The sequence below is a fragment of the Sphingobium sp. B12D2B genome, assembly GCF_025961775.1.
Taxonomy (GTDB): domain Bacteria; phylum Pseudomonadota; class Alphaproteobacteria; order Sphingomonadales; family Sphingomonadaceae; genus Sphingobium.
The window spans coordinates 2,485,548-2,497,774 of the sequence record NZ_JAOQOH010000001.1 but is presented as its reverse complement, the minus strand read 5'-3'; the positions used below and the strand labels follow the sequence as shown (position 1 = coordinate 2,497,774).

7 protein-coding genes are annotated in these 12,227 nt (G+C 66.0%); 2 read left to right on the top strand and 5 right to left on the bottom strand.

Features of this window, described 5'->3' with window-relative positions; translation table 11 throughout:
* Window positions 1-5: 5 nt before the first annotated feature.
* From M2335_RS11815 to M2335_RS11800, 4 genes are all read right to left on the bottom strand, one after another.
* Complete coding sequence (locus tag M2335_RS11815) at window positions 6-1,073, bottom strand: LacI family DNA-binding transcriptional regulator (RefSeq protein WP_264594815.1); 1,068 nt, start codon at window positions 1,071-1,073, stop codon at window positions 6-8.
* A gap of 264 nt (window positions 1,074-1,337) precedes the next feature.
* Window positions 1,338-2,648: a xylose isomerase gene (xylA, locus tag M2335_RS11810; RefSeq protein WP_264594814.1), complete on the bottom strand. Its 1,311-nt coding sequence runs from the start codon at window positions 2,646-2,648 to the stop codon at window positions 1,338-1,340.
* Window positions 2,649-2,676: 28 nt separating this feature from the next.
* On the bottom strand, window positions 2,677-4,125 hold the full coding sequence (gene xylB / locus M2335_RS11805; RefSeq protein ID WP_264594813.1) for a xylulokinase: 1,449 nt from the start codon (window positions 4,123-4,125) through the stop codon (window positions 2,677-2,679).
* Between the two features lie 5 nt (window positions 4,126-4,130).
* Window positions 4,131-5,243, bottom strand: a complete 1,113-nt coding sequence (locus M2335_RS11800) for a glycoside hydrolase family 43 protein (RefSeq protein ID WP_264595409.1) — start codon at window positions 5,241-5,243, stop codon at window positions 4,131-4,133.
* A 260-nt stretch (window positions 5,244-5,503) separates the two neighbouring features.
* Between M2335_RS11800 and M2335_RS11795 the strand changes: the two genes are divergently transcribed.
* Entirely contained in the window at window positions 5,504-7,165 is a 1,662-nt protein-coding gene (locus M2335_RS11795; RefSeq protein WP_413716118.1) for a glycoside hydrolase family 43 protein, read from the top strand.
* A 19-nt stretch (window positions 7,166-7,184) separates the two neighbouring features.
* Window positions 7,185-9,551 (top strand): glycoside hydrolase family 95 protein, encoded by a 2,367-nt coding sequence (locus tag M2335_RS11790; protein WP_264594812.1) that lies wholly within the window; start codon window positions 7,185-7,187, stop codon window positions 9,549-9,551.
* Here the strand turns inward: M2335_RS11790 and M2335_RS11785 are convergent.
* Entirely contained in the window at window positions 9,535-12,204 is a 2,670-nt protein-coding gene (locus M2335_RS11785; RefSeq protein WP_264594811.1) for a glycoside hydrolase family 3 C-terminal domain-containing protein, read from the bottom strand. The two genes, M2335_RS11790 and M2335_RS11785, sit on opposite strands and share 17 nt — an antisense overlap.
* Between the last annotated feature and the right edge of the window lie 23 nt (window positions 12,205-12,227).

Here is a 12,227-nt window from a genome sequence, read left to right as displayed (position 1 = left end):
GCTTTTCAGGGCTGGGGCGGGGGTCCGTCACTCTCGCGCGCGATCAGCGTGTAGGGCGTCACGACATGCGGGTGGTCCACGCCCTTCGATGAGGCGTTGCGCATGCGGATTTCCCGCGTCAGCAGCGCCACCGCCTGCTGCGCCATATCGGTGATGGGCTGGCGGATCGTGGTCAGCTCCGGCCAACTGGTGAGCGCCAGAGCGGTATCGTCGAAGCCGCAGATGGTCAGCATTTGCGGCACATCGATACCACGCCGGTGCGCGACGGTCAGCGCAGCTGCGGCCATATCGTCGTTGGAGGCGAAGATCGCCGTTGGCGGCTCGGGCAGGTCGAGCAGGCGCGTGGCTGCCTCCAGCCCCGAGCGGAAGGTGAAGAAGCCCTGCTCGATCAGCTCGGGCTGCGGCTCGATGCCGTGCTTCTCCAGCGCGGAGCGATAGCCCTCCAGCCGTTCGGCGCTGGCCGTCTGGTTGGGGTGGCCGGTGATGAAGCCGATGCGCTGATGCCCGAGCAGGATGAGGTGATCGGTCATGGCGTGGGCCGCCGCCTTGTCATCGATGCTCACCGAGAGCGCCCAGTCGGGCGCGCGCCCGGTGGCGACCGCGACGACCGGCACGCCGGCGCCTTCCAGCACGGCGAGCACGGAGGGGGAATCGCTCAGCGGCGGGGGCAGGACGATCCCGTCCACCCGGCCCTTGAGCAGGGCCTCGATGGCCTTGTCCTCTGCGCCTTCCTCATTGCACTCCTTGACGATGAGCTGCGCGCCGGTGCGGCTGGTCTCCGCCAATATGCCGACCAGAAACTCGCTGAGATAGGCAAAGCTCGGGTTGGAGTGGAGCAGCCCGATGCGCGTGTCCTCCCCGCCGGCAAGCGTGCGGGCAGCGATATTGGGCGCGTAGTTCAGTTCGGCGATCGCGGCCTCGACCGCCAGGCGCTTGTCCTCACGGACATTGGTGCCCTTGTTGATCACGCGGCTCACGGTCATCGGCGAAACGCCGGCCAGGCGGGCGACATCCTCGATCTTGGGGCCAGAGCTCTGCCGACGGGACGAGCGGGAATTGCGGTTGGTGACCATCGCCTGACTTGTTCGCCTTCCTATCCGGAACCGGGCGAGACCTCTCCCAATATCGTGCGGTCACCGCAACAGATAAGATGAGGGGGCGATCTTGCTTTGGCTCCGCGTCGTTATCGTCTGTTCGTGCCGATCCTATGGGGCACGGCAATTTCGGTTTCGTTAGCGCCTGGGCGACAAGATAGCAAAAAAAGAGGTGGCCGCCGGAGCGACCACCTCATCAGTGACCTGACCCGGCGAAGAGGAAGCGCCCGGGTCCGGCATGGCTCAGATGAAGCGATTGACGAGATTTTCGATCCGCTCCTGCCTTCCGGAGGCAGGCTTGGGGTCGAGCGCGCGGGTTACGGCGAGGTCGGCGATCCCGGCGAGGTCGAGCGCAGCGATCTCCTTGCCGAGCGGGCCATCCCAGCCCGCATAGCGCTGATTGCGCAGGGCATCGATGCGGCCATCCTCGATGATCGCGGCGGCATTCAGCAGGCCACGCGCCACCGTGTCGATGCCGCCGATATGCCCGTAGAACAGGTCCACCGGGTCCATTGACTGGCGCCGCACCTTGGAATCGAAGTTGAACCCGCCGGTGGTGAAGCCGCCGGCGCGGATCACCTCGATCATCGCGACGGTTAGTTCTTCCACGGAATTGGGAAACTGGTCGGTATCCCAGCCATTCTGATGGTCGCCGCGATTGGCGTCGATCGATCCGAAGATACCCAATGCCGCTGCCGTGGCCAGCTCATGCTCGAAGGTATGGCCGGCGAGCGTGGCGTGGTTCGCCTCGATGTTCACCTTCACCTCATTCTCGAGGCCATAGCGCTTGAGGAAACCGTAAACGGTGGCCGTATCGAAATCATATTGATGCTTGGTCGGCTCGTGCGGCTTGGGCTCGATGAGGATCGTGCCGGAAAAGCCGATCTTGTGCTTGTGCTCGACCACCAGCGTCAGGAAGCGCCCGAAATTATCAAGCTCGCGCTTCAAATTGGTGTTGTGCAGCGTCTCATAGCCCTCACGGCCGCCCCAGAGCACATAGTTGACGCCGCCCAAGCGATGCGTGGCCTCCAGCGCATCGCGCACCTGCATGGCGGCGAAGGCATAGACTTCCGGGTCCGGATTTGTCGCGGCGCCAGCAGCAAAACGGGGGTGGCCGAACAGGTTGGCGGTGCCCCACAGCAGCTTGCGCCCGCTCGAAGCCTGCAGCTCTTCCAGATGATCGACGGCCTCGGCGAGGTAGCGGCGATGCTCGGCCACGCCTTCGGCCTGCGCCATCACGTCGACATCGTGGAAGCAGTAGAAGGGGACATCGAGCTTTTTGAAGAAATCGAAGGCGACCTCGCGCTTCTGATGTGCAGCAGCGCTGTCATTGGCGCCGGCATGCCAGGGGCGGTTGAAGGTGCCTGCGCCGAACACGTCCGAGCCCGGCCAGCAGAATGTGTGCCAGAAGCATACGGCAAAGCGGAGATGATCCTCCATCCGCTTGCCGAGCACGACGCGATCCTTGTCATACCAGCGATAGGCCAGCTCGTCGTCGGTATCCGGGCCTTTATAGGCGATGGGGGCAATGTCTGCGAAATAGTCGGTGGCCATCAGGCGCTCCCTGTCGGTTTCAAGAATGTCAGCTCTGTGCGGCGCGAATGGCGGGGTAGGCGCGGCGGAAGGCCTCGCGCTTGGGGGCCAGTCGTTCGGCGGTCAGCGGGTCGGGCTCGATCACATGGGCGACCGGCGGCGTCGTGCAGATGTCGGCGGGTGCGCCGCCGGTCACGCCGATCTGGGCCAGGCGGGCCGCGCCCATTGCCGGGCCGACCTCTCCGCCCTTGAGGTAGTTGAGGCGCGTGCCGAGCGCAGCGGCGATGATCTGGCCCCAATAGCGCGACCGCGCGCCACCGCCGATCACGGCCAGTTCCTCCACATCGCTGCCGGCGTCGCGCAGCGCATCCAGCCCATCGGCAAAGGCAAAGGCAACGCCCTCCAGCACCGCCTGCGCCAGCCGCTCCGGCCCGCTATCATGATCGAGATTGAGGAAGGCGCCGCGCACCTGCGGGTCGTTATGCGGCGTACGCTCGCCCGAGAGATAGGGGAGGAAGAGTTCCGGTCCGCACGCGGCGCCAACGGACTCCGCGCGGGAAAAGAGGTCGGCGGCGCCGGCTGCACCGGAGAGGCGTGCAGCAAAGTCAATGCACGACGCCGCCGACAGGTGCACGGCCATCTGATGCCAGTGTGCAGGCAGGCAGTGACAGAAGGCGTGCACGGTTCGGTCTGGATTGGGTTTGAACTGGTCGTTGGCGATGAAGATCACGCCCGATGTGCCGAGGGACAGCAGCCCGTCGCCATCGCTGACGATGCCGATGCCCGCGGCGCCGGCGGCATTGTCGCTCCCCCCGGCGGCGACCGGAACGGGGGACATGCCCCAGAGCTGAGCGACCTCCGCCCGCAACGTGCCGGTCAGCTCTGTGCCCTCGTATAGTGCCGGCATGTGCGTAAGGCTGAGGCCGGTCGCGTCCAGCAGCGCCTCCGCCCAGCGCCGCCCGGCAACATCCAGCCACAAGGTGCCGGCAGCGTCGGACATATCCGTGGCTTTGTCGCCGGTCATTTGCAGGCGGATATAGTCCTTGGGCAGCAGCACGGTGCGTGTGGCGGCGAAGATCTCCGGCTCGTGCCGGGCGACCCAGGCAAGCTTGGGGGCGGTGAAGCCGGGCATGACGATGTTGCCGCCGGTCGTGCGGAAGGCGTCGGTCTTGTCTTCCAGCGCGATGCATTCGGCGTGGCTGCGCCCGTCATTCCACAGGATCGCAGGACGCAGCGGCTGATCGTCCGCGCCGAGCAGCGTGGCGCCGTGCATCTGGCCGGCGAGCCCGACGCCCAGCACGGCGCGTCGCACGGCGGGGTCGATGGCCTGCACCGCTGCCGTGGTCGCCGCCCACCACGCGGCCGGGTCCTGCTCGGACCAGAGCGGTTGCGGCCGCTGCACGGTGAGCGCCGCCGTTCCCTGGCCGACAACGGCGCCATGCTGGTCAATAACGACCGCTTTCACGCCGGAGGTGCCGATGTCGATGCCGAGGAACATGCCGGTCAGTCGCGGAACGGATTGATCGTCTGGATCGTGCCGTCGGCATTGAAGGTCAGCTCCGTGACCTTCACGTTGCGTAGGTGGTTTTTGCCGCTCAGCTGCGTGTCATGATAGAAGAGCCAGGTCTTGCCGCCCCAGTCCACAATCGAGTGGTGGGTGGTCCAGCCCTGCACCGGTTCAATAATCTTGCCGCGATAGGTGAAGGGGCCATAAGGCGTCTTGCCCGTGGCGTAGACGAGGAAGTGCGTGTCGCCGGTCGAGTAGGTCAGGTAGTAAGTGTCGCCGCGCTTGTACATCCACGTGCCCTCGAAGAAGCGGCGATCATGGTCGCCACCGAGGAGCGGCTTGCCTTTCTCATCGAGGATTACGGCATCGCGGGGCGCTTCGGCATAGCTCTTCATGTCCGGGGCCATTTTGGCGACCTTGGGCATGAGCGCCGGCTGATCGTCCGCCTTCAGGTCGGTCACGCCGATCGCGGCGTCATACTTGCCCTTGGCCCAGTTCTGGAGCTGGCCGCCCCAGATGCCGCCGAAATACATGTAGCTGGTCCCATCCGTATCCGTGAACACATTGGGGTCCATGGAGAAGCTGCCGGCAATCGGCTTGGGCTCGGCCTTGAACGGACCCATGGGCGTGCTGCTGGTCGCCACGCCGATGTGGAAGATGCCGTCCTTGTCCTTGGCCGGGAAGTACAGATAGTAGGTGCCGTCCTTGAACGCCGCGTCGGGGGCCCACATCTGCTTGGCGGCCCAAGGCACGTCCTTCACGTCCAGCGCGACCGGCCCGATCTTCACCGGACCGCCGATCTTGTCCATCTCCAGCACGCGATAGTCGTGCATGGCGTATTGGTTGCCCAGGTCATCGTCCGGGATGCCGGCGTCGACATCATGGCTGGGATAGACGTAGATCTTGCCGTTGAAGACATGGGCCGAAGGATCGGCGGTGAAAATCTCCGTCACGAGCGGCTGGGAGAGGAAGCGCTTGCCGTCGGCCGAGATGCCATCCGATTCATGCGCCGCGCCAGTCGCGCCATTGTTTGCAGCGGCCGGTTCATCCGAGGAGCAGGCGGAAAGGGCGGTGGCGAGACCAAGCACGACAAAGCTGGTCCGGAGCATCGGGACTTTCGACAAGGGGGCTCTCCTTTGTTTATCTTGCGCGCCGCTTATGGTTGTGCGGCGTTGTTAAGGTAGCGCTACCATTGCGGATGTGGCGCGGTCAAATGGATTCCGCTCGCGCATGATTTTGTCCTGTTTGAAAGAGGATAGGCGCTCCTGCAGATAAACAGGGCTGGGCAAGAAGAAATGGGAGCGCTACCATTATGGCTCAGGGCAGCGAATCCGCACAGGATCAGCGTGGCGCCAAAAGGAGAGGGACAATGGAGATCGCGGCGGGACTGTGGGCGCGTGGGTGGATGGCCGCAGCGCTGGCCTTGATGCCCGCGGCGGCATGGGCAGGGCCGGAGGCCCGCTTTGCCAGCTTCGATTATGACGGCCAGTCCATCGAGCAGGTAACGGTCAAGCCCGGCGCCTACCGCAACCCCATCCTCTCAGGCTATTATCCCGATCCCTCGATCACGCGGGTGGGGGATGATTATTATCTCGTCACCTCATCCTTCGCGCATTTTCCGGGGCTTCCGGTCTGGCATTCGAAGGATCTGGTGAACTGGACGCAGATCGGCAATGCGATCGACCGGCCAGATCAGCTCAACCTTGCCGGCCGGGGCGTGTCCGAGGCCGTGTTCGCGCCGGACATCAGCTTTCATGATGGCACCTTCTACATCGTCAACACCTGCGTGGGATGCCGGGACAATTTCGTCATCACCGCCAAGAACCCTGCCGGCCCCTGGTCCGACCCCATCTGGCTACCGTTCGAGGGGATCGACCCGTCGATCTATTGGGAAGGCGACAAGGCCTATATCGTCAACAATCGCGGGCCGGATGAGACGCCGCGCTATGAGGGGCACCGCGCGATCTGGATTCAGGAATATGACTGGCGGGCCGGCAAGATGGTCGGGCCGAGCACCCAGCTCGTCAATGGCGGGGTGGACCTGAGCAAGAAGCCGATCTGGATCGAGGGGCCGCACATTCTGCGCAAGGATGGCTGGTATTATCTGACCGCGGCGGAAGGTGGCACGAGCGTCGATCACTCCCAGGTGGTGTTCCGCTCGCGCAAGCTGCGCGGACCTTATGTGCCGCACAAGGATAACCCCATCCTCACCCAGCGCGACCTCGATCCCGCCCGGCCCGATCCGATCACCTCCGCCGGCCACGCCAAGCTCGTCCAGACCCCGGCAGGCGACTGGTGGGCAACCTTTCTGGCGGTGCGGCCTTATGCCGACAATTATTACAATATCGGTCGCGAGACCTTCCTGCTGCCCGTCCAGTGGAAAGACGGCTGGCCGGTCATCCTGCCGCATGGCGAGAGGATCCCGTTCGCGCCGAAGGCGCCCGCGCTGCCTCCACAGGTCCGGCCGCCGCTGCCGACCAGCGGCGATTTCGCGTATGCCGACAGCTTCGAGGGCGACCGGCTGGGGATGCAATGGGTCGGCGTCCGCACGCCGGATCACCCGTTCTATCGGCTGGAGCGTGGCGATCTGGTGCTGGCCAGTGCCGCGCCGCTCGGTGACAAGGCCGGAACGCCCGCCTTCCTTGGGCGGCGGCAGCAGCATCATGTCGCGACGATGCGCACCGTCGTCACCTTCTCGCCGGAGCAGGAAGGCGACCGCGCCGGCCTTGCCGCGATGCAAAGCGACGATGCCTGGCTGTTCTTCGGCCTCACGCGGCTGAACGGGCAGGATGCAATCGCGCTGTATACTCGCGCCAAAGGGAAGGAGCAGCTGGTCGCCTCCGCGCCTATCGCCAACCGGAGCCCGATGACTTTGACGATCCGCGCGAACGGGGGGACCATGTCCTTCCACTATGCCGGGGCAGGGGGCATGGGCCGGCTCGCGGCGGATTTGGATGCCCGGTTCCTCAGCACACAGGATGCCGGCGGGTTCACCGGCACCATCGTGGGGCCTTATGTCTGGACCCGCTAGCCGAAAGGACCGCTGAGCGATGGTCACGCGCCGCGATGTGCTCGAAGGCTCGCTGCTGCTCGCCGCCAATGCCTGTTTGCCGGGCGCCGCCGTGACCGCGTCCGAGAGCGACAGACCCTTGCGCGACCGGCTTTGGTATCGGCGCCCGGCGACAGAATGGACGCAGGCCCTGCCGGTCGGCAATGGCCGGATCGGCGCGATGGTGTTCGGCGGCGTCGGCACCGAGCGGCTGCAACTCAACGAGGATACCTTATGGTCCGGCGGGCCTTATGATCCGGTCAATCCCGCCGCCCGTGCCGCCTTGCCGGAGGTGCGCAGGCTGATCGCGCAGGGAGATTATGCGCAGGCGCACGACCTCGCGAACCGCACCTTGATCGGCCAGCCGGTCCAGCAGATGGCCTATCAGAGCTTCGGCGATCTGTTGCTCAGCTTGCCGGGCGCCGCGTCCGCTACAGTCCCTGACGATTATAGGCGCGTGCTCGACCTCGACAGCGCCACGGCAACGACGACGTTCACGCTGGCGGGCACGCGTCACCGCCGCACGGTCTTTGCCTCGCCCGTGCGACAGGTGATCGTGCTGCGCTACGAGGTGGATGGCCCGGCATCGCTCGATCTCGATATCGGCTTCGCCCCGGCGCAGGAGGCGCAGGTGGAGGCTCGCGACGCGCTGCTGCTCATCCGGGGGCGCAATCGTGGCGCGCATGGCGTCGACGGTGCGCTGAAGCTGGCAGGGCTGGTGCGCGTGATCCCGGAAGGCGGCTCGCTCACCGCGCAGGGCGATCATCTGGCGTTGCGTGGCGCGCGGGCGGTGACGGTTCTGGTCGCGATGGCGACGAGCTTCCGCCGTTTCGACGATGTCTCCGGCGATCCAGATGCGCTTGTGCGCGGCTGGATCGTCGACGCGATGGCGCGCAGCACCGAGCAACTGCATGGTGAAGCGGTCGCTGCCCATCGCGCCCTGTACCGCCGCGTCGAGATCGACCTTGGCGATGACAGCGCCGCCGCGCTGCCCACCGATGAGCGCGTGATCGCCGCGCAGAGCCGCGATGACCCCGGCCTTGCTGCGCTCTATTTCAATTATGGGCGCTATCTGCTGATTGCCTCGTCGCGCCCCGGCTCCCAGGCCGCCAACCTGCAGGGCATCTGGAATGAGAGCATCGATCCGCCTTGGGGATCGAAATACACGATCAACATCAACACGCAGATGAATTACTGGCCGGCTGAGATCACGGCCTTGCCCGAATGCACCGAGCCGCTGGTGCGGATGGTGCAGGAGCTGGCGGAAAGCGGCGCCAGTACCGCGCGGGAGATGTATGGTGCGCGCGGCTGGGTGGCGCATCATAACAGCGATATCTGGCGCGCCACCGCGCCGGTGGATGGCGCGCGGTGGGGGATGTGGCCGACGGGCGGCGCCTGGCTGTGCACCCATTTGTGGGAGCGCTGGGATTATGGGCGAGACAAGACCTTCCTGCGCGATGTCTATCCGCTCATGCGCGGGGCGGCGCTGTTCTTTGTCGATACGCTGCAGGTCGATCCCGAGACCGGCGCCCTCGTTACCAGCCCGTCGCTCTCTCCGGAGAACGCCCATCATGGCGACATCGCGATCTGCGCCGGGCCGGCAATGGACCAGCAGATTTTGCGCGACCTGTTCGACCAGACGGCGCAGGCCGCCGATCTGCTCGGCATCGACAGCGCGTTCGCGGCGGAGCTTCGCGCCTTGCGCGGTCGCCTCGCGCCGGATCGCATCGGCGCGCAAGGGCAGTTGCATGAGTGGCAGCAGGATTGGGATGCGCAGGCGCCCGAGCCGGACCATCGCCACGTTTCGCATCTCTACGGGCTGTTCCCGAGCCAGCAGATCGACCCGGACAACACGCCAGCGCTCGCGGCGGCGGCGCGCCGCTCGCTGGAATTGCGCGGCGATCTCGGAACGGGCTGGGCGACAGCCTGGCGGATCAACCTGTGGGCGCGGCTTGGCGAGGGCGATCGTGCCCACCGCATCCTGCGCTTTTTGCTTGGGCCGGAGCGGACTTATCCCAATTTGTTCGATGCCCATCCGCCTTTCCAGATCGACGGCAATTTCGGCGGCACCGCCGGCATCGCGCATATGCTGATGCGCAGCGGGGGCGATGAGATCCACCTCCTGCCGGCGCTGCCCTCGGCCTGGCCGACCGGCGCGGTGCGCGGGCTGCGGGCACGGGGGGCCTGCATGGTCGATCTCGGTTGGGCGCAGTCCCGGCCACGGACGCTGACCCTCACCAGCGCCATCGATGCGGAGCGGACGGTCCGCTTCGCCAGCCAGCGCCTGATTGTGCCGCTGAAGGCTGGCCGCCCCCAGCAGGTCGACGTGAGCGGCTGGCTCGGCATCCCGCCTATTTCGGCAGGGTGACGCCGGTGCCGATCGCAAAGCCCGCGCTCTGCACCGGCAGGCCGCTGTCTGGCTGAGCGGAGCCGACCGAGACGCGATACGCACCGGTGAAGACCTGCCGCACGCCCTCCAACGACACCGTGCTCAGATCGCGCGGCGAGAGATCGAAGCTGATCTGGCGGGATTCACCGGGCTTCAGGTCCACGCGCTGAAAGCCGCGCAAGGCGATACGCGGGGTGCCGGGCACATCCGGGAAATCGAGGTAGAGCTGCGCCACCTCTTCGCCCGCCCGCTGCCCGCTATTGCGCACGGCCGTGGAAACCCGCACGCCCTGCGCAGCATCGCCCGATGCCTGCACCCCCAGAGGCTCATAAGCAAATTGCGTGTAGCTCAGCCCATAGCCGAAAGCGTAAACCGGTGTGCCGGTGAAGTAGCGATAGGTGCGCCCTGCCATGCTGTAATCGCCGAACGGCGGCAACTCATCCACGCTGCGATAGAAGGTGAGGGGCAGGCGCCCGGAGGGATTGGTCTTGCCGGAGAGGACATTGGCCACCGCGAGGCCGCCATTCTGCCCCGGATACCAGGCCTCCACGATGCCCGCTGCATGGTCCTTCGCCCAGGCGAGGTTTATGGGGCTGCCGTTCATCGCCACGATGACCAGCGGTTTACCCAGCGCGCGGGCCTTTTCCAGCATGGCAAGCTGCTCGGCCGGCAGATCGAGCGTGGTCTTGTCGCCACCCTCAAAGCCCGGCACCTTCACCGGCGTTTCCTCGGCTTCGAGATCCGAGGTGAGGCCGACGACCGCGACGATCACGTCCGATTGCGCCGCCGCAGCGGCAAGGGCGGCATCGGCATCGGGCGAGACGCGCTTCCACATCAGGTCGATGCCGGTGTTGATGTGCGAGGTCATCATGATCTCGATCGGGTAGCGCTTGCCCTTCTCCAGCGTCAGCGTCTTCATCGTCGGCAGGCTGTTCCAGCGCGAGTTTTTGAGGTCCACGAACGGCTTGCCGTCGAGCAGCATCTCGCCGTTGGAGCCGGACAGGCCAAGCCGGTAGGTGCCGCTCTCGGGCGGGACGAAGAAGCCGGTCCATACCACGCGATGATGGTCGGAGACTTTCGCCAGATCGAGGCTGCGCCCGGCCACATCGGCCTCCCTGCGGGTCACGACCGGCTTGGTCTGGAAGGTCATCGCCTTGGTTGCGCTGTCGAACGTGCCGGGCGCGAAGCGGGCCGGCGGCGTCTGCGTGGGATTATAATAGCGCGCCAGCAGCCCGGGCTTGCCATCCGGCGCGACGAGCGCCGTCGTCGGCACGCGGTCGCCATCGGTAAAGGTCTCGGCGAAGGGGGCATGGTGGATCGTCGCGCCGGGCATCGCCTGGCGCAGCCCCTCCAGCACGGATATCGGCGGGCCGGAGAGGGTGGAGGAATAATTGCCGCGCAGCACGCGGGTGGCGTCCGCCAGCGGGCCGATGACGGCGATGCGGGCATCGGGCTTGAGCGGCAGCGCGCCATCATTTTTAAGCAGTACCAGGCTCTTTTCGGCGGCCTTCAACGCCAGCGCGTTGTGGTCCGGCGCGCCGATGACGGATGGTGCTATGGCCGGGCGCGGCGCAAGACCGGGCAGGTCGCCATTGCGCAGGCGCGCGGAGAACAGCCGCACGAGCGCGGTGTCGACATCGCTCTGGGTGATGAGATTGCGGTTCAAGGCGTCGAGATAGGGCTGTCCCAGCCCGGCGGTGTCGCTTAGCGTCGCGCCATTGCACTCGCTGTCGACCCCGGCGCGCATCGCGGCGGCGACGGCCGTGGCGGCATCCGGCGCATAATGATGATTGCGGTTGATATCCGTCACCGCATCGCAATCGGAGACGACATAGCCCTTGAAGCCCCAGGCGTCGCGCAGGTGTGTCTTGAGCAACTCGTCACTGGCGCACGCCGGCTGCCCGTTCACCCGGTTATAGGCGCACATGATCGATCCCGCCTTGGCGTCCACGATGGCAGCGCGGAAAGCGGGCAGATAGGTGTCCTCCATATCGTGGCGGGAAACGTAGACATTGGCATGATGGCGCGTCGATTCCGGGCCGCTGTGCACGGCATAATGTTTGGGCGTCGCGATGATGTTGGGCCGTGCCGGGTCAGGCCCCTGCATGCCGGTGATGAACGCCTTGCCGATCTCGGCCGTGAGGAAGGGGTCTTCCCCATAGGTTTCCTGCCCGCGCCCCCAGCGCGGATCGCGGAAGATGTTGATGTTGGGCGACCATGTGTCCAGCCCCGTGCCGATGCGCCCGAGGCGCCCGGTCTGACGCGCCCGCGTATGCAGGCCGCGCATCTCGACGCTGATGATGTTGGCGACATCATGGACCAGCGGCGCATCGAAGGTGGCGGCGAGGCCGATCGGTTCGGGGAAGTTGGTGGTCGGCAGCGTGCCCATCGCGCCATGCAGCGATTCCGTCCACCAATTGTAGCCGGGAATACCAAGGCGCGGGATGGCGGGCGCGACATTCACAAGCTGGTCCGCCTTTTCCTGCGGCGTGAGCTTCGCCACGATGTCTGCCGCCTGCCGCTCCGACTGCGCCATGACCGTGTTGGCGTCGTCCGTCTGAGCGGCCAGCGGCACGGCGAACGCTGCAGCACCGGCGAGGATGAGGGCGCGTAGCGAGGGTGCGGGGGTCATGATCTGTCTCCAGCGTCTGAGTC